Genomic DNA, 18,810 nt, shown 5'->3' with positions numbered 1-18,810 from the left:
GCTGATTAGCCTGCTTTGGAGAAACGCTCTGCGACATATTCCCAGTTTACCAGGCTGTCGAGGAACGCTTTGACGTAGTCAGGGCGCGCGTTGCGGTAATCGATGTAATAGGAGTGTTCCCAAACATCACACCCGAGCAGCGGGGTCTGACCGTGGACCAGCGGGTTTTCCGCATTCGGGGTTTTGGTCACAACCAATTTGCCCGATTTGTCCATTGCCAGCCAGCACCAGCCCGAACCGAACTGGGTGACACCGGCCTGTACGAAGGCTTCTTTGAAGGCATCGACAGAGCCGAAATCTTCGACGATTTTCTTTTCCAGTTCACCCGGAAGGTTGCCGCCGCCATTTTTCTTCATCATTTTCCAGAACTCGATATGGTTCCAGTGCTGGGCAGCGTTGTTGAAAAGACCGGCTTTGGCCGCGTCAGCATAGGAAGCAACAACGACTTCTTCGAGCGACTTGCCTTCAAGGCCCGACCCTTCGAGCAGCTTATTGCCATTCACAACATAGGCGTTGTGATGTTTGTCATGGTGAAACTCAAGGGTTTCAGCCGACATGACGGGTGCAAGCGCGTCGTGTGCATACGGAAGTGCTGGGAGTTCAAATGCCATGATACAGTTCCTCGACTTTCATTATTGGTCTGTGCGGTAACGCAACATATCCCTTTTTGCGCGCTGGGTGAAAGTTAAATTCCCGTGCAACCTGTTGTAAACCTTTGTTGCGGGCTTTCATCATCGCGGCAAAGAAGATGTCTGTGGCCTTTATCTAGGACAACAGCGCTTTAATGCAATGTCGCGTGTGGCAACGGGCGATTGTCCAACCCTGTATGATGAACTTGTCAGATGGAAAAACGTTCCCGAAAGATCGCAAATTTTCCACCCGGCATCCGGGATGGGGACCATTGCGCCGTCGTGTTGATCGGGAATTATTCCTTGTAAATTATTCCTTGTACAAGGCGACCATTTGCTGGATGTCGGTGCCATTGCGGATCATGACATCGTATTCGCCCTTTGACAGCGATGAGATATCAAGCTGGCAGGGGAACCTTTTGCAATTTCGATTAAAGGCAATCGTGCCATCCTGATGGCTTAGAATCACCTGACCCTCGGGTATTTCCGAATAGACAGTCACACTGTCGGTGGTTGGTTTCGGGGCGATCTTGATTGCAGCCAAGGCGGCTGTCGCGCCCATGAAGATAGAGGCCAGGGCAATGGCAACCGGTTTGCTACGCAAAGATTTCAACATGATATCCCTCGCGCGTTTGTGCATTTTCCATGCCCCAAAGATGCCCCCCGAAGCAGAAGAATTCGCGGCGCAATTGAGGCATTTCCGTGCTGGTTCGTGCTTTGAGCGATGGGCAGCCATGCATGGGCTCAAAAATTCAATGCCCGCAACCATTTACGGAAACGGGCATTGGGCAGAATGACGCAAATATCTTTGCTTCACATGGCACATTTGCCAGAATTCAGGGGGTAAATGCCGACTTTGTGGCCATAATTTCGGTTGCGATTTTATGTGCCGCGGCCTCGGGATCAGGTTGCCCGCAAATGGCCGATACCACGGCAAGCCCGTTGGCACCTGCGGCAAAAACCCGATCGACATGATCCTGTTTAAGTCCACCAATGGCAACGGATGGCAGTTTGGCAATCTTGATCAGGTGCGCCAAACCGTCAAAGCCGATGGCGGGTTTGTGATCGGGTTTGGTCGCGGTGGCAAAGATGGGGCCGACGCCAACATAATCGACGCTTGCCGGGTCAACCTTGCGGGCGACTTCCTCATTTTCAATTGAAAGGCCGATGATCTTGTCACGGCCGAGGCGTTCGCGGGCGGTTTGTGCGGAGATGTCATCCTGACCAACATGAAGGCCATCGGCGCCAATCGCGATGGCCGCATCGATATCGTCATTCACAATCAACGGCACACCGCTGCCCGCCATGGCATCCATCAATTCACGTCCGATCCGGATCAGGCCCTCGGTGCCGACTTTCTTGTCGCGCAACTGAACAATCGTTGCCCCACCGGCGATTGCGGCCATGGTGGTTTCAACCATCGAATGGGTCCGGCACAGATCAGGGTCGAGAACCAGATACAGCGAAAGGTCAAAGGACGTCATTGGGCAGTGATCCGGGCGTTGGCGTTAAAAGTTTTTGCATCAAGGGTATAGAGCCCGTTGACAAAGGCGGTCATGAACGATGCCGGGCCGTTTGCCGACTGGGCGGCGATTTCGCCCGCAACGGCAAAATTGGCAAGGGCGGCAACCGTTGCCTCAAACGCCTGATCCGGGGCAATGGCGACATAGGCGCCGGTAAGGGCGGTTAGCGCACAGCCCATGGCGGTGATTTTTGGCATCAGGTCCGATCCACCGGCAATGCGCACAGACCGCGTGCCATCGGTGACGAAATCAACCTCGCCGGTCACAGCCACAATCGCCTTTTGCGCGGTGGCAAGGGTGCGTGCGGCATCCTTGGCCTGTTCGACCGGATCGCCACTATCGACCCCCTGACCGGCACTTTGTCCGCCGCCAAGGGCGATGATTTCCGATGCATTGCCGCGAATGATGGTGGGGTTGAGTTTGAGGAGTTCGGTCGTCGTGCCCTGACGATATCCGGTTGCAAAATGCGCGACCGGATCAAGCACCCATGGTTTGCCTGTATCATTGGCCGATTTTGCCGCGGCAATCATGCCTTCGACCCAGTTGGGCGACAGGGTGCCGATATTGACGGTCAATGCGCCGGCAATGGCGGCAAATTCACCGGATTCTTCGGGGGTATGGACCATGGCGGGGGAGGCGCCCGCCGCCAGCAAAACGTTGGCGGCGTAGTTCATCGCAACATAATTGGTGATGCACTGGACCAATGGATTGGTCGCACGCATGCAGTCAAAAAGATCGGTTGTGGTTTGGGAAAGGTCGGTCGTCATATCGAGGCTCCAATGCGTCTTGTGTCGCAGCGTTGGAGACCCAGTTCGAAGTCGGAAAAGTGGAGAACGTTGTCAGCAGCATGGGCAACGTTCGCACCGTCCCTACGCCAGTATGAACTGGATCAGGTTCAACGGGTCACTGCGCATGTGCTTTGATCGCACGGGGCAGTTTCTCAGCCTCCTGTCGAGGCTCCCCTTGGTGAACCTGCAACATGGGTTTTTCCGTGCTTTGTGTCAATTCGCCCTATGTATGGTGCGTTATATCCGAATGCCGTAAAAAAGGCGGCGGGATGGTTTGTGCCATATCCCGCCGCCTTTATATTCAGATCAAAACGTGGTGCGCGCGTATGCGCAGTGCCTATTTGCGGCGTTCCATCGCGGCCTTCAGGGCGGCGGCCATTGCACCACCAGCGTCGCCGCCAGATGATCCAGAAGATGACCCACCAGCAGAATTCCGCGCAGAATTCCCGCGCGCATTATGTCCGCCGCCAGCACCACCAGCACCACCAGCACCGGCAGCGCCACCAGCATTGCCGCGATTGTGGTTGGGGCGGGTGCCTGAAGGTGCCTGCCCGCCGCGCGGGGCGGTGGCTTGGCTGTCATTTCGGCGTTCGCGCGTGCCTTCGTAATCCGGTGCTGATTTCATCGAAAGCCCGATGCGTTTACGCGGGGCGTCCACTTCCATGACGGTGACCGAAACGATCTGACCGGCCTTGACCACCTGACGGGGGTCTTCGACAAATTTGTCGGCCAGTTGGGAAATATGGACCAAGCCATCCTGATGGACGCCAATATCGACAAATGCGCCGAAATTGGTGACGTTGGTGACGGTTCCTTCAAGCTTCATACCGGCTTTCAGGTCCTTGATTTCATTGACACCATCGGTGAATTTGGCGGTCTTGAATTCCGGGCGTGGGTCACGGCCGGGTTTATCAAGTTCGGCAATGATGTCGCGGATGGTTGGCACACCGAATGTGTCGTCGGCGTAATCTTCGGCGCGCAGCGTTTTGATAAAGGCCGAATCGCCAATCAGATCGGCAAGCGATTTGGAGGCCTGTGCGCCGATCTTTTTGACCAGCGGATAGGCTTCCGGGTGAACCGCGGATGCATCGAGCGGGTTGGTGGCACCCCGAATGCGCAAGAAGCCCGCACATTGTTCAAACGCCTTGGGTCCAAGACGTTCGACCTTTTTAAGGTCTGTACGCGACTGGAACGCGCCGTTTGAATCACGGTATCCGACGATATTGCGCGCCAGTGTTTCGCTAAGCCCCGCCACACGGGTCAAAAGCGGGATCGATGCGGTATTGAGATCAACCCCCACCCCGTTCACGCAATCCTCAACCACGGCATCGAGCGATTTGGCCAGTTTGGTTTCCGATACGTCGTGCTGATACTGCCCAACCCCGATGGATTTTGGTTCGATCTTGACCAGTTCGGCCAATGGGTCCTGCAAACGGCGCGCGATTGAGGCGGCCCCGCGCAGGGATACATCCAGATCGGGGAATTCTTCGGCGGCAAATTGTGATGCGGAATAGATCGACGCGCCCGACTCATTGACAATAACCTTGGTCGCGGTCAGGGCCGGGAAGCGTTTAAGCATCTGACCGGCAAGGTCATCGGTTTCACGCGAAAACGTGCCATTGCCAATCGCGATCAGCTCGATCTTATGACGCGCGGCAAGGGCGGCCATGGTGTTGATGGCACCATCCACATCATTGCGCGGCTGGAACGGATAGACCGTGGCGGTATCGACCAGTTTGCCCGTGGCATCGACCACGGCAACCTTGACCCCGGTACGCACGCCCGGATCAAGACCCATGGTGGCCTTTTGCCCGGCGGGGGCGGCGAGAAGAAGGTCTTTAAGGTTGTTGGCAAACACCTTGATCGCGTCTTCTTCAGCACTTTCACGCAGCGATCCAAACAGATCAAGCTCGATCGACAGCGACAATTTGACCCGCCAGGTCCAGCGCACGGTATCGACAAGCCATTTATCCGCGGCACGACCCTTGTCGGCAATCCCGACGTGGGCGGCGATCATGATTTCGGCCCGGCCTGCCTGACTGCGCGGGCGGGCTTCGTCCTCGGCACCCAAGGTCAGTTTCAACTGCAATATATCTTCGTTACGACCCCGGAACAAGGCAAGGGCGCGGTGCGATGGGCAGGTTTTGACTTTTTCCGAATGTTCGAAATAGTCGGAAAATTTCGCCCCTTCGGCCTGCTTGCCCTCAATCACGCTGGCGGTGATTTCACCATCATTCCACAAAAGGTTACGCAGCTTGGCGACAAGGTCGGCATCCTCGGCAAAGCGTTCCATCAGGATTTGACGCGCGCCATCAAGGGCCGCCTTGGTGTCCTCGACGCCTTTTTCGGCGTCAACGTATTTTGCCGCCTCAATCTCGGGATCAAGGGTCGGGTTGGTAAATAAACCATCGGCCAGCGGCTCCAGCCCGGCTTCGCGGGCGATCTGGGCTTTGGTGCGGCGCTTTTTCTTATAGGGCAGGTACAAATCTTCAAGACGGGTTTTGGTGTCGGCCTCGTTAATGGCGGCTTCAAGTTCGGGGGTGAGTTTTTCCTGTTCGCGGATGCTTTCAAGCACGGAGGACCGGCGGCTTTCAAGTTCGGTCAGATACCTCAGGCGTTCTTCCAGCGTACGCAATTGGGTGTCATCAAGCCCACCGGTCTTTTCTTTGCGGTAGCGGGCGATAAACGGAACGGTCGAACCTTCATTGAGCATCTCGATGGTGGCAATGACCTGTTCGGGGCGAACCGAAAGTTCTTCGGCGATACGCTGAGGAATTGGACGCATGGTTTCTCCTTGTTTTGCTCGTATGCCTGAAATAGCGGCTTTGAGGGCACACGGAAAGAGTCAGTTTTCGCCAAATTTTTCCATCAGACCAGAATACGATTCCACGTTTGATTCCAAAGGATTGAAATCCCATGCATTTTGCGCGGTTCGGCTGCGCCATACGCAGGCTTGCCCAACGGTGGTCAGGACGCTATTTCTTGGGCAAATGTGAATTACAGGGTGCAGGCCCTAAAACAGGAGAAGCCGAATGACCGGAAAGTTTCGCGAGACCGTCATTCATCAGGTAGAGCCAAAAGAAAAGGCCGAACCGAAAACAAGTGAAGAAAAGAACGAAGAGATCGCGGGTGCTGATATGGCCCCGGCCCTGTCACAGGATGCGATCAACGCCCTTGCCGAAGCCAAGGCCGCCAAGGAAGCCGCCGCAAAACAGCGCGAAATCGGCGGCCCGAAAGGCCCGGAGCCGACCCGGTTTGGCGATTGGGAAAGCAAGGGACGATGTATCGATTTCTGATCGGATATGGGCCTTTGTGCTTTCGGAGCCTATAGGATGCTGTGGAGTTGCGTGATGCTGTTGCATGGTGCGCGGGGAAGCTCGACGCGTTCTGAAAATTCGTTCCAGCGCGCGACAGTTTCTGACACCTGATCAATGATCGTACTCGCCCGGTTTGCCGGGATTGGCGATTTTTTGGCAAGTTTCATAAAGTGATCGCGGGTAATATCCTTGCCGGCACCAGCGACTGTCAGGCTGTGTTCGCCACCGGGTCCGTCGGACGGGGTAAGGTCATAGGCCGGTGAGACGCGCCATCGCCACATTTTTGCATCATCCATGTCAAGCATCGCACGATGTTGAAGCCCGTGATCATCGCGATTATGTGCCATGACATTAAAGGCCGCGCGGCGAAACATTTCTTCGACGGCGATCTGGTCTTTGGTGAGCTTCCATGCCCATGTCAGAAGGGTTTCATAGTCGAAGGCGAATTTGCTATGTTCGCTTTGGAGTGCGCCGGATGCCGAAAGCATATGCCATCGGCGCAAGACGGGCTTTTGGGGTGTTTTGATCACGTCACGGTCAAACCGGCGAATGGCAAAAAAACATCGGCCGTCCGTGGCACTGACCAAACGTGTTTCTGGCATATTGATCCCGGCTGATGCGGCCATCAGGGCATAGGCATGTTCGATTTGGGCGGCGTATGGTCCGTCCTCTGTGTTCGCAAATTTTACAATCCAGTGCCCGAATGCCGGGTCGGGTTTGGCATTGGCAGGGCGCAATGTGGCGTTATCCCCGCCCTGTTCGGCAATTTGACAGACGATTTTCGGACGGGCACCGCCAGAACCGCCAAGGGCCGCACGGAGTTTCACGGCATCGGCGATGGTTGGTTCGCGGGCCTCGCCCAGAATGCGTTGTACCGCATCGGCAAGAAGGGCCAGGTCCATATCGGCCTTGTCCTGCTGCCGGTCGGCTTCCGGTCGATATGCAAGAGCACCCATGCCCGACACGCCAACAATCGCAAGTCGGTCAACGGGGGTAAGGTCGCTTCGGCGCAGGCCGCGTGATTCGGCCTCGCGGTCGACAAGCAAACGACCCCATCCGTCGGGCAAGCTGTCAGCAAATACACCGTGGAGGCCCCCAAACTCGGTGTGATCGCCTGCACTGACACCGGATTTTATATCAATGCTGAACGGGGAAAGGGGGACGGCGGCGCGAACGGCCTCTGCGGAGGGTTCAAAGATCGCGCGCCTGTGTTCCCTGGACCAGGCGAGCCTGCCAATCGGCAAAGACGTGGTGCCATTCTTGCCGGTCGCGACATCTTCCATCGTGATGGTCAGGGGCGCGCCAAGGTTCCACGGTTCAAGATCGGTCATGTTTTGCGCCTTGCACGTTGGCGGGGCTTGGTGTTTTCGGTTTCCAGCATTTCGTCAATGCTGTTGGGAAGATCATCAGCAGGCGCAAAAATTTCCCCCAGAACCGCATCGCACGAGAGCGCGTGTGCCAGACGCATAACGGTCAGAAATGGTGCGAGACCGGTATCTTCGAATTTGCGCAAGGTCGGAACAGGCACACCCGCACGTGAGGCCAGATCCTTGCGTGTCAGGTTCCGTGAAAGGCGCAATTGCTTGGCAGCGAACCCGACATTGCGTGCGCTTTGTTCTGGTGAAAATGATTCAAGTGATATTACCATATCATTTAACCCGTTATTTTGTGGTTAAATGATATGGTAATATCACTTATTTGGCAAATGGTGATTGCGCCAAGAGGAGATGAGGGTTCAGACTATCTCGTAAAACGTTCGCAGGGTGCGTGCATCCTGTTTGGCGATGGTCAGGCGGTTTTGATCGCAAAGTGTGGTGATCTCACGCAAAACAAGCGCATGGGCAAGGCCCAGAAGACGGGCGAATGTGCGGCTGTCGCGGGCAATATTTTGCTCTGCCGCGATGATGATGCCCGCCTGTATCGGGGTGAGGTCGGGTTGCGCGGTACAACGGCGCGCAACCAGATCCATGAATTGTTCGCTATCGGACGGGGTTTCGGGTGCGGTGTCGGGCACAGTCCCGGTCACGCGGCCGCATCCTTTTGAAACGATACCATGACCGATTTTGACGTCGGGGTGTCGCTTTGATCCCCGGCACTGCCCAGCGGGACAAGCACATTCAGTTCCGGGTAATAGCCCGCAACACTGCCGCGTGGGATATCGTAGGAAACGAACCGGAAATCAGGCGCAATGCGTTCGACACCATCGTTATATTCGCCAATGACATTCACCCGGTCGCCAGATTGTGCACCAAGGGACGCAAGGTCGTCGGGATGGATGAAAATCACGTTGCGTTCGCCGTACACACCGCGATAGCGGTCATCAAGACCATAAACGGTGGTGTTGTACTGATCGTGCGAACGGAATGTCTGAAGCGCGAACCGGGTTTGTGCCGTGCGGGCCTGCTGGTGCACGGTGCTGGCGGGAAGGGTGCCGGCAAAGAAATTGGCCTTGCCGGTCGGTGTGTTCCATTCCCGGTGTGCGGCACTGTTGCGCAGGAGGAACCCGCGTGGTGTGCGCAGGCGGGTGTTGTAATCGTCAAAGCCTGGAATGGTGGCTTCGATATGGCTGCGGATGCGTTCGTAATCATCGGCAAGGGCAGGCCATGACACGGTCTGGGTGCCAAGGGTTGCCTCGGCAATCCCGGCGATAATGCCAACTTCGGACAACAAATGCGGCGATGCCGGGCGGTTGATGCCCGCCGACCCATGGACCATGCTCATCGAGTCTTCGACGCTGACGACCTGTGACTGACCGGCTGAATTCAGATCAATTTCGGTCCGCCCGAGACACGGCAGGATAAAGCTGACCTCGCCGGGCATCAGATGTGAATGGTTGGGCTTGGTCGCGATGTTGACCGTAAGTTTCAGGTTTTTAAGTGCCTTGGCGACAAGGGCGCTGTCGGGCGTTGCGCGGGCGAAATTGCCGCCAAGCCCGATGAAGGCCTTGGCACTGCCATCCAGCATCGCGCCAATCGCACCCAGCACATTGTGCCCGTGTTTGCGCGGTGCGGTGAAGCCGAATTCCTTTTCCAGTGCATCAAGGAAGGCATCGGCGGGCTTTTCGTTAATGCCAACGGTGCGGTCGCCCTGCACATTGGAATGTCCGCGCACCGGGCAGAGGCCGGCACCGGGTTTGCCGATATTGCCGCGCAGGAACATGAAATTGGAAATTTCACGAATGGTGGCCACCGAATGCAGGTGCTGGGTGACGCCCATCGCCCATGTGCAAATCACCCGTTCGGCCGACATATACACATTTGCCGCCTGTTCGATGTCGTGCCGGGACAGGCCCGACTGGTCTTCGATCTCGTCCCAGCTTGTGGCATCGACAGTGGCGCGATACTCGGCAAAGCCATCGCAATGTTCACCAAGGAAATCATGATCAAGCACGGGCGGATGACCCGCCGTAATGGCCGCATCTTCGGCGGCAAAGACGGCCTTGCTCATGCCGCGCACGGCGGCCATGTCCCCACCAAGAAGGGGCTGGTAATAATGGCTGGCGATGTCGGTTGATCCGCCTGACAGCATTTCAAGTTTGGCCTGCGGGTCGGAAAACCGTTCCAGTCCGCGTTCCCGGACCGGGTTAAAGACAACGATTTCAGCCCCACGAATGGCGGCCCGGCGCAAATCACCCAGCATGCGCGGATGGTTGGTGCCGGGGTTTTGTCCCAGCACGAAAATGGCGTCTGCCTTTTCGAAATCTTCGAGCAGGACCGTGCCTTTGCCAGCGCCAATCGCCTGGCGCAGGCCAATGCCACTGGCTTCGTGGCACATGTTGGAGCAATCGGGGAAATTGTTGGTGCCATACAGACGCACAAACAGCTGATAGAGATAAGCAGCTTCGTTGCTGGCCCGGCCGGATGTGTAAAACTCGGCCTGATCGGGGGAATTCAGGTTTTTAAGAATGCCCCCAATTTCGGCAAAGGCATCTTCCCATGCGACCGGCAGATAGGTGTCGCTTTGCGCGTCATAGCGCATCGGGTGGGTGAGGCGGCCGTTCAGTTCCAGCTCATAATCGGAAAGCTTGCGCAGCTCAGAAACCGTATGTTTGGCAAAGAATGCCGGTGTGGCGCGCTTTTGAGTTGCTTCCCACGACACGGCTTTGACACCGTTTTCGCAAAACTCAAACGATGATCCATGCTCGGGATCACCCCACGCGCAACCGGGGCAATCAAAACCGTTGGGCTGATTTGCCTTAAGCATCGTGCGTGCACCGCTAAGGGCGCTGCCGCTTTGTAAAAGCTGCTTACCGCAACTTTTCAGCGCACCCCATCCGCCCGCAGCCGATGATTTCTTGCCAATAAAGATTTCATTCATGGGGGCATCTATTTGCGATATCGCAAATTAGGTCAAGTATGCAGACCTAATGGGGTGATAGAAAAAATTTATCAAACCCTTATGCAGTGATTTCAAATGCGCATAAAACGCATTCAGGGCCGAAACCAACGTTGTGGTTCCGGCCCTGATAAAAAACATGCGAGGGTGTATGTGGCTTAGGCGCCGCGAATTGCCTTGATATTATTGGCGTATTCGCCCGGTCCGCCTTTGAAGGTGGCTGAACCTGCGACCAGAACATTCGCGCCAGCAGCAATGACCTGCGGGGCGATTTCCGGGTTTACGCCACCATCGACTTGAAGGTCGATGTCGCGCCCGGTGGCATCAATCATCTTGCGGATGCGTTTGATTTTTTCAAGCTGGCTTGGGATGAACTTCTGACCGCCAAAGCCCGGATTGACGGTCATGACCAGCACCAGATCAACCATGTCCATGACGTATTCAATCACAGATTCCGGGGTTGACGGGTTCAGCGACACACCGGCTTTTTTGCCCAGCGACTTGATCAGTTGCAAGCTGCGATGCAGGTGCGGGCCGGCTTCGGCATGGATGGTGATGATGTCGGATCCGGCATTGGCGAAGGCTTCGATATAGGGATCGACCGGGGCGATCATGAGGTGCACGTCAAATACCTTGTCGCTGTGCGGGCGCAGCGCCTTGACCACGTCCGGGCCAATCGTGATGTTGGGGACAAAATGGCCGTCCATCACATCAATGTGGATGTAATCCGCACCGGCGGCGTCAACCGCACGGACATCAACACCCAACTGGGCGAAGTCGGCCGAAAGGATCGAAGGGGCAATTTTAATGTTCGACGTGGTCATGCGTCACGGGTCCTGAAACACTGTGGGATATGGGAATTTGGCGCTTGTCTTAACGCAAAAAGCCCGCCCTGTCATCCGAATGGACGGTCATGGCAGCCTTGTTTGTGGTTGGGTGGCGCATTTGGCTGTGAAATCAGCCCTTTTTGACAAGTCGCGCGCAGAAAAAGCCATCCATGCCGCCGTATTCCTGCATATGGACCGGCAGAACGCGCAATTCGCCATCTTCGTTGATGGCCTCATCCCAGCCACCGAGTTCTTCGGCGGTGATGGGTTTACGTTCATATTTGGGATGGTCGGCCAGGAACGATTTGATCTGATGTTCGCCTTCTTCGGGTTGCAGCGAACAGGTGCAATAGATCAACTCACCGCCAACATTCAAAAGCTTATCGGCCTGATTAAGCAATTTGGTCTGGATCGGCAAAAGCGATCGCATCAGTTTGTCGTTCTGACGCAGCAGAATGTCGGGATGGCGGCGAATGGTGCCGGTTGCCGAGCAGGGGGCATCGAGCAAGACCGCATCCGCACGCGGGGTATCAGGGGCCAGATCGGTGGCATCGCCTGTGACAACGGCTGCGCCCAGTTCCACACGTTCAAGATTTTCGTAAACGCGTTTGAGGCGGCCTTCGGATTTATCAACCGCAATCGGGCTGCTGCCAAGGGCCGCCAATTGCATTGTTTTGCCACCCGGTGCGGCACACAGGTCGTAGATCGTTTTGTCTTTATAGGCCGAAAACAGGGTGGCCGGGATGGCGGCCGCTGCATCCTGTACCCACCATTTGCCATCTTTGTAGCCCGGAAGGTCGCGAATACGGCGCCCACTTTCAAGTCTTACCGATCCGGTCGGCAGGACAAGGCCATCGACCTGTTCGGCCCAGTTTTCTGATTCTGAACGGTCCTTGATCGACAGATCGAGCATGGCGTGGCCAAGGCTGGCCTCGGCGATGCCTTGCGCGATTTCGGCACCATAGGCTTTTTTCCATGAGCCGCGCAGCCATGCCGGGATGTTAAGCTGCCAGTCTTCGACCCCTTCGGGCCATTCAAAGCCATCGCGCTGCAAACTGCGCAGCACCGCATTCACAAGCTTCACATATTTATGCAAACCGGCATCGCGGGTCAGGTTGACCGTGCTGTCGACCGCCCCATAATCGGACGTGTCCATAAAGAACAACTGTGCAACGCCAAGACGCATGATGTTGGTCAGGCGGGCGGCAACCCGGTCCTGTGGCGGTTGATAGCGCGGCGCCAGAACCGCATCAATTTCGCCCATATGGCGCAATGTGGTACCCAGCAAATGGCGCAGGTAATTGCGATCCAGTGACGGCAGACCATAGCCATGCTTTGACAGAAGTTCGTCCAGTGTCACTTCGCCGCCACGCAGTTCCTGCAGCGTTTTTAGCGCCAGCATACGTGGATCGGGTGCCTCGACCGCAGGATGGCGGGATGCATTGCGATGGGCGGGACGGGAACGGCGTTCAGTCAAAGGGGTATCTCCGGTTTTATGTTATGACTGTAGTTAAGGCGGCGATAGCCAAGTGTAAAGCACCAAGCATCTGTTGGGTCGGCATGGCTGACCTGCCAATCACCACGATGCCGGGTTGAAAAGCCTTGCGATGGCGGCTGTCCCCGGCTACTCCAGACGCAACAATCTGCTGATGGCGTGCCGGTCGTAACCCACGGGCAAACCATGGCCCAATCAGGACCGAAACAAGGGATCACCCAAACGATGACGTTTGCCGGACTTGCGACCTTTTCCAGTATTTTTCTGATCGGTGCCATGTTGTTGACGTGGGCCGTGCTGATCTATTTGCGGCGCAAGGCGATTTTGGACATGCCCAACCACCGGTCCAGTCATGCCGTGCCAACCCCGCGTGGCGGTGGGTTGGCGGTGACACCGCTTTTGATTGTTCTGGTGGCGGTGGTTTTTGTCCATACCGGGGTGCGCGATATTGGTCCGTGGTTGATGCTTGCCGCCGGGGCCGGACTTGGCGTCTTAAGCTGGCTCGATGACCGGCGTGATTTGTCCGCAGCGATACGGTTTGCCTGTCAGTTCATGGCGGTGATCATTGGGGTTTTTGCCATTGATAAGCCGGTTCTGGGCGGGATTGTTCCGGTTTGGCTTGATCATGTTTTGGTGGTGCTGGCGTGGGTCTGGTTTATCAATCTGTTTAATTTCATGGACGGGATTGATGGTATTACCGGGGTTGAGGCCGGGTCGATCGGACTTGGTGTGTTTATTCTCGCCCTGTTGATCCCGTTGCCGCAGTTCATCGGGCTTGGCTATATCGGGCTTGGTGTCACATCGATCATGGCCGGGTTTTTGATCTGGAACTGGCATCCGGCCCGGTTGTTCCTGGGTGATGTTGGGTCAATCCCGCTTGGCTTTATTCTGGGTTGGGTTCTGTTGCAACTGGCCGCGGAAGGGGCGTGGGCGGTCGCGCTTATCTTGCCGTCATATTACCTGTTTGATGCGACCATAACCTTGATCAAGCGTGCACTTCGTCGCGAGAAAGTCTGGCAAGCGCATCGTGAGCATTTTTATCAACAGGCGACCCAGCGCGGGCTTAAACATTCGACCGTCTCGGCGATGATCGGGATCACCAATCTGGTGTTGATTGCGGTGTGTTTTACCGAGCTTGATACGCCGGGCTGGATGCGGGTTGTGGCGGCCGCCATGGTGGTGTTTGGGCTGGTGGGCATGATGTTGCGCATGCCAGTCAAAGGCCGCGCGCAACCGTAAGCAAAAACAGGCACGTGCGGAGTGCTTGACTTGTTTTCAGGTGGGCGCGAAAAGAAAGGCTTATCCGTCTTCGGGTGAAGCGGGTATCCTTTAAAAACAGATAAAAACAGAAAATTGCCGGTAAGGGACCGCATGTCGCGCATTTTACAGCGAAGCCATATTGCCTTTGGTCATGACATTGTCATGGCCGCACTTTCTTTCCCGCTGGCATTGTATTTGCGGGTTGGCGAGGGCGTGCAGTTTTATGCCTTTGACAACATCCTGTTTTCAGCCGGTGTGTTTACCCTGATTGCGGCGGCATCCTTCTGGTTTTTTGGACTTTATCGCGGTATCTGGCGCTATGCGTCGCTCAATGATCTCACACGGATTGCCAAGGCGGTCAGCGTTGCCGTGGCGGCCTTGTTTGTCGTCTTGTTCCTGACGACGCGTCTGGACTGGATTCCGCGGTCTGCCCCGCTTATTCAGTGGTTTTTGTTGATGGCGTTGCTGGGTGGGTCACGGTTGGCCTATCGCATCGCCAAGGATAAATCGACTGCGCGTGCACTGGTGCGTCAAGGTACGCGGCGTCTTTCGGTTCTGTTGATCGGGGCCGGGGACGAAGCAGAAGCCTTCATTCGTGAAACACAACGGTCTGCCGACACCCCGTTCAAGGTGATCGGGATTGTCGCCCTGACGCAAAGCCGTGTCGGACGCAACATGCATAATATTGATGTGCTGGCAACGGTTGATCAGCTTGAAGAAACCATTCAGAAACTTGAAAAATCACGCCATGGTGTGCCGCGCCGTTTGGTTTTGACCGGTGATGCGCTGCGTCATCCTGACAATGCCAAATGGCTTGAGATTGCCGACCGATATGGCATGACATTTGCCCGCTTGCCAAAACTGGGGGACCTGCGCGAAGGCCTTGCTGACCCGCTGCAAATCCGCCCGGTGGCGATTGAGGATTTGCTGGGCCGTCCGCAGGCGCGTCTGGATCGTGACCGCGTACGTGACATGATTGGCGGCAGGCGCGTGCTTGTTACCGGGGCAGGTGGGTCGATTGGGTCCGAACTGGTGCGCCAGATTGCCTCTTATGGTCCGGCGAGCCTGACACTGGTCGATGCCGGGGAATATAATCTCTATGCCATTGATATGGAAATGGCGGAAAAATACCCGGACTTGCCGCGTGAAAGCGTTCTGGGTGACGTTCGGGATCGCACACGGATTGATACTGTTTTTGATGACGTCAAACCGGAAATTGTTTTCCATGCGGCGGCGTATAAGCATGTGCCGTTGGTCGAGCATAATCCCAACGAAGGTATCCTGACCAATACACTGGGGACGCGCAATGTGGCCGAGGCCTGCCGGGCGGCCAATGTTGCGACGATGGTTTTGATTTCAACCGATAAGGCGGTTAATCCGGCCAATGTCATGGGCGCGTCCAAGCGACTGGCGGAATGTTATTGTCAGGCGCTTGAAACCTTGCCCGATGATCAGCGCAGCATCACGCGGTTTGTCACAGTGCGGTTTGGCAATGTGTTGGGATCGACCGGATCGGTTGTGCCGCTGTTTAAGCGCCAGCTTGAAGCCGGGGGGCCTTTGACCGTTACCCACGAGGGCATCACACGTTACTTCATGACCATTGCCGAGGCGGTGGAACTTGTCCTGCAATCGGCTGAACTTGGCCGTCGCGGTGTGACAGAAGGCGGTAAAATCTTTGTTCTCGATATGGGGCGCCCGGTTAAAATCGTTGATCTGGCGCGTCAGATGATTTTGCTGTCGGGCTTGCAGCCGGGCAAGGACGTCGAGATCAAGGTGACCGGCCTGCGTCCAGGCGAAAAGCTGTATGAAGAACTGTTCCACGATTCTGAGCCGCCTGAACCAACCGAAACGGACGGTGTGATGTTGGCCGCCCCGCGGGTTGTTGATTATGACTTGATCAAACAGGTGTTTGAGGCGCTTGAAGCCAGTGCAACCAGTCGTGATACCCACGCCACTTTGGCGTTGATCAGTCAGTTGGTGCCGGAATTCCAGCCACCCGAAATCGGGGTTAAATCGATCTTTGCCGATAACGCCAAAGCCGTAACAGGTCCGTCTGCCGAGGATGGCAGCGATCTGGATCAGGCCACGGGAAGATCGGCCTAGTCGTCTTTCCAGTGCTACCATTTTCCATTTTTCGGGGCGTCTCATAAGAGTTCATTCTCATTGCGAATGAACTTGTGCGGAATTGTCGTTTGTCAGGGCTGTTTTACGCCAATATCTTGCGATCAGAATGACAAACAGGAATGACCTTGTTGCGAAGGCATTCCGAAATTCTAGTCCGTTCCCGTTCTTTGGAGGCCTCCATGTCGGCAGATGCTTTTGCCCATCCCGATGACATTCGTTCGATGTTTTCCAGTGCGATGTCGGATATGTACCGTGCGGAAGTACCGCAATATGGAACACTTCTGGAACTGGTGGCCGATGTTAATCAGCAAAACCTTGCGGTAAACGCAGCGTTGCGCGAAGGACTGGAAAGTAGCGATGAATTGGACCGGCTGGATGTCGAACGCCATGGTGCGATCCGTCTGGGCAAGTCAGAAGAACTGTTCATCATGCGCCGTCTGTTTGCCGTGATGGGCATGCATCCGGTGGGCTATTATGATCTGTCAGTAGCGGGCGTGCCGGTTCATTCGACGGCGTTTCGTCCGATTGATGACGCGGCACTGCGGCGCAATCCGTTTCGGGTTTTTACATCCCTTTTGCGGCTTGAGCTGATCGAAGATGAAAACCTGCGCCATGACGCCCAGCAGATTTTGGCGGCGCGCGATATTTTCACCGCCGATGTCATCAAGCTGATTTATCTGGCGGAAAAGAACGGGGGGCTGACGCAGGTACAAGCCGAACAGTTTGTGACTGAGGCGCTTAAAACGTTCCGCTGGCACAGTGATGCGACGGTGTCGCTTGCTTCATACCAAAAAATGCATGATGCCCATCGTTTGATTGCCGATGTGGTGTGTTTCAAAGGCCCGCATATCAACCATTTGACACCGCGCACATTGGATATTGATGCGGTTCAGAAAGCCATGCCTGAACGGGGTATTTCACCCAAGGCGGTTATCGAAGGCCCGCCGACCCGAAACTGCCCGATCCTTCTACGTCAAACCAGTTTCAAGGCGCTGGAAGAACAGGTTTATTTCGTGGGCGACACCCCAAAAGGCACACCGGGAACCCATACCGCCCGCTTTGGTGAGATTGAGCAGCGCGGCGTTGCCCTGACGGCAAAGGGGCGGGCATTGTATGATACGCTTTTGGCATCTGTCCGGCAGGCTGTTCAGATCAATGCCGGTGGATCAAATGCGCGCGATTACGAAACCGAGCTTTGCGAACGGTTCGTTGCCTTCCCCGATGATTATGAAACGCTTCGGGTTGAAGGGTTGGCTTTCTTTAAATACAGCCCGACCAAGGCCGGTTTGGATGCCGCGCGCAAAGGCAAATTGCCGGGAACGGCGCATGAGTTGGTTGATCAAGGATATCTGCGTGCAGATTCGATCATTTACGAGGATTTCCTGCCCGTGAGTGCGGCGGGTATTTTCCAGTCGAATCTGGGCGGTGATGCGCAGAAAAATTATCAGACCCATTCCAATCAGGATGAGTTTGAACAGGCGCTTGGGGCATCGGTTCGTGATGAGCTGGCACTTTATGCGAAAACCCAGCAGGCTTCTATTGACCGTGCATTTGATGCATTGGGGCTTAAGAAAAGCGTTGCTTGATTAGGGTTGGCGGATGGTGCCGATTGGTGCGGGCACGTACATTAAAGGTTCACGTACATTAAAGGTTTACGGCATTTCCTGAGTTTGGAAGGTGGATACGGCACTCATTGTCGTGTCATCTTTTTCGTTGACCAATTCATACCCCAATGGATATATGTTAATTCATAGTCATTGGGGTATGGGTTAATGTCAGACGCACACACGATCCTTTTCAAGACGCTTTCCGACCCAACGCGGCGGGCAATATTTGAGCGTTTATGCCGAGAAGGGGACAAAACTGTCGGGGCACTGACAGAGCAGGCGGGTGTCTCGCAACCGGTTGTCTCAAAACACCTTCGTATTTTAAAGCAGGCAGGCTTGGTCAGCGGCTTACATCAAGGCCGTCAAACCCACTACAGCGCACAGCCTGATGCGTTATCCCCCCTCAGGGACTGGACCGCGCAAATGGCTGAGTTTTGGGAGGGCCGTCTCGATGCGCTTGAAAACCTGCTCAAACGGATTGATCAATGAAAAATACCGCACCCGCAACCCGCTCTGTCGTTGTTGAACGGGAATTTGCCTATCCGCCTGAGAAAATATGGCGTGCTCTTACGCAGCCGCATCTCATCGCAGAATGGTTGCTGCAAAATGACTTCACGCCAGTTTTGAATCGCAAATTCAAACTCAATGCCAGTTGGGGTGAAATTGACTGTCAGGTTCTGACGATCGAGCCTGAAAAAACACTCACTTACACATGGCAGGCAGACGGTTTGGAAAGTGTTGTGACCTGGACGCTGTTACCTTCGGCCAGCGGAACGCTGCTTCGCATGGAGCAAACAGGGTTCAATCCAGAGAAACAAAAGCTGGCATATTTTGGTGCCAAAAGCGGGTGGCCACGCTTCTTTGGTCAGTTGGAACAATTACTGTCGCAAATCGATTAAATTTAT

The 18,810-nt window shown here is 55.5% G+C and carries 17 protein-coding genes and 1 riboswitch; of the genes, 6 read left to right on the top strand and 11 right to left on the bottom strand.

Features of this window, described 5'->3' with window-relative positions; translation table 11 throughout:
- Positions 1-5: 5 nt before the first annotated feature.
- The 5 genes from AC0VXT_RS19345 to AC0VXT_RS19325 form a co-directional block, all read right to left on the bottom strand.
- Complete coding sequence (locus AC0VXT_RS19345) at positions 6-611, bottom strand: superoxide dismutase (RefSeq protein WP_475546718.1); 606 nt, start codon at positions 609-611, stop codon at positions 6-8.
- A 328-nt stretch (positions 612-939) separates the two neighbouring features.
- The gene (locus tag AC0VXT_RS19340; protein WP_475546717.1) at positions 940-1,245 is read right to left on the bottom strand and encodes a hypothetical protein; all 306 of its coding nucleotides are present in this window, start codon (positions 1,243-1,245) and stop codon (positions 940-942) included.
- A 220-nt stretch (positions 1,246-1,465) separates the two neighbouring features.
- On the bottom strand, positions 1,466-2,113 hold the full coding sequence (gene thiE / locus AC0VXT_RS19335; RefSeq protein WP_475546716.1) for a thiamine phosphate synthase: 648 nt from the start codon (positions 2,111-2,113) through the stop codon (positions 1,466-1,468).
- Complete coding sequence (thiM, locus tag AC0VXT_RS19330; protein ID WP_475546715.1) at positions 2,110-2,919, bottom strand: hydroxyethylthiazole kinase; 810 nt, start codon at positions 2,917-2,919, stop codon at positions 2,110-2,112. Before thiM ends, thiE begins: the two co-directional genes overlap by 4 nt.
- 82 nt (positions 2,920-3,001) lie before the next feature.
- A riboswitch (TPP riboswitch) is annotated at positions 3,002-3,126 on the bottom strand.
- A gap of 151 nt (positions 3,127-3,277) precedes the next feature.
- Positions 3,278-5,725 (bottom strand): Tex family protein, encoded by a 2,448-nt coding sequence (locus AC0VXT_RS19325; protein ID WP_475546714.1) that lies wholly within the window; start codon positions 5,723-5,725, stop codon positions 3,278-3,280.
- A 247-nt stretch (positions 5,726-5,972) separates the two neighbouring features.
- On the opposite strand from AC0VXT_RS19325, the gene AC0VXT_RS19320 reads away from it, so the two are divergent.
- Complete coding sequence (locus AC0VXT_RS19320; protein ID WP_022732764.1) at positions 5,973-6,236, top strand: DUF1674 domain-containing protein; 264 nt, start codon at positions 5,973-5,975, stop codon at positions 6,234-6,236.
- A gap of 29 nt (positions 6,237-6,265) precedes the next feature.
- Here the strand turns inward: AC0VXT_RS19320 and AC0VXT_RS19315 are convergent, their stop codons facing one another.
- The 6 genes from AC0VXT_RS19315 to AC0VXT_RS19290 all read right to left on the bottom strand — a co-directional run bounded on the left by AC0VXT_RS19315 (position 6,266) and on the right by AC0VXT_RS19290 (position 12,896).
- Positions 6,266-7,588: a type II toxin-antitoxin system HipA family toxin gene (locus AC0VXT_RS19315; protein WP_475546713.1), complete on the bottom strand. Its 1,323-nt coding sequence runs from the start codon at positions 7,586-7,588 to the stop codon at positions 6,266-6,268.
- Positions 7,585-7,905, bottom strand: a complete 321-nt coding sequence (locus tag AC0VXT_RS19310) for a helix-turn-helix domain-containing protein (protein ID WP_475546712.1) — start codon at positions 7,903-7,905, stop codon at positions 7,585-7,587. The genes AC0VXT_RS19315 and AC0VXT_RS19310 overlap by 4 nt, the downstream gene beginning before the upstream one ends.
- 87 nt (positions 7,906-7,992) lie before the next feature.
- Positions 7,993-8,283, bottom strand: a complete 291-nt coding sequence (locus AC0VXT_RS19305) for a hypothetical protein (protein ID WP_475546711.1) — start codon at positions 8,281-8,283, stop codon at positions 7,993-7,995.
- Positions 8,280-10,574 (bottom strand): FdhF/YdeP family oxidoreductase, encoded by a 2,295-nt coding sequence (locus AC0VXT_RS19300; RefSeq protein WP_475546710.1) that lies wholly within the window; start codon positions 10,572-10,574, stop codon positions 8,280-8,282. The genes AC0VXT_RS19305 and AC0VXT_RS19300 overlap by 4 nt, the downstream gene beginning before the upstream one ends.
- A 176-nt stretch (positions 10,575-10,750) precedes the next feature.
- Positions 10,751-11,416 (bottom strand): ribulose-phosphate 3-epimerase, encoded by a 666-nt coding sequence (rpe, locus tag AC0VXT_RS19295; RefSeq protein WP_101301633.1) that lies wholly within the window; start codon positions 11,414-11,416, stop codon positions 10,751-10,753.
- Positions 11,417-11,549: 133 nt separating this feature from the next.
- The gene (locus AC0VXT_RS19290) at positions 11,550-12,896 is read right to left on the bottom strand and encodes an RsmB/NOP family class I SAM-dependent RNA methyltransferase (RefSeq protein WP_417822765.1); all 1,347 of its coding nucleotides are present in this window, start codon (positions 12,894-12,896) and stop codon (positions 11,550-11,552) included.
- Positions 12,897-13,100: 204 nt separating this feature from the next.
- Between AC0VXT_RS19290 and AC0VXT_RS19285 the strand changes: the two genes are divergently transcribed.
- The 5 genes from AC0VXT_RS19285 (at position 13,101) to AC0VXT_RS19265 (ending at position 18,804) form a co-directional block, all read left to right on the top strand.
- On the top strand, positions 13,101-14,153 hold the full coding sequence (locus AC0VXT_RS19285) for an MraY family glycosyltransferase (RefSeq protein ID WP_475546709.1): 1,053 nt from the start codon (positions 13,101-13,103) through the stop codon (positions 14,151-14,153).
- 132 nt (positions 14,154-14,285) lie between these two features.
- A complete protein-coding gene (locus AC0VXT_RS19280; protein ID WP_475546708.1) occupies positions 14,286-16,277 on the top strand; it encodes a polysaccharide biosynthesis protein in 1,992 nt (663 codons plus the stop codon).
- Positions 16,278-16,477: 200 nt separating this feature from the next.
- Positions 16,478-17,884 (top strand): 2-oxoadipate dioxygenase/decarboxylase HglS, encoded by a 1,407-nt coding sequence (gene hglS, locus AC0VXT_RS19275; protein WP_475546707.1) that lies wholly within the window; start codon positions 16,478-16,480, stop codon positions 17,882-17,884.
- A 186-nt stretch (positions 17,885-18,070) separates the two neighbouring features.
- A complete protein-coding gene (locus tag AC0VXT_RS19270) occupies positions 18,071-18,394 on the top strand; it encodes an ArsR/SmtB family transcription factor (protein WP_276652705.1) in 324 nt (107 codons plus the stop codon).
- Positions 18,391-18,804, top strand: coding sequence for an SRPBCC family protein (locus tag AC0VXT_RS19265; RefSeq protein WP_475546706.1), 414 nt, complete (start codon positions 18,391-18,393; stop codon positions 18,802-18,804). The genes AC0VXT_RS19270 and AC0VXT_RS19265 overlap by 4 nt, the downstream gene beginning before the upstream one ends.
- The last annotated feature ends 6 nt before the right edge of the window (positions 18,805-18,810 follow it).

Source organism: Thalassospira sp. Z349TD_5 (assembly GCF_056173045.1).
The sequence above is the reverse complement of the archived record's forward strand: the minus strand, read 5'-3'. Positions and strand labels throughout refer to the sequence as shown.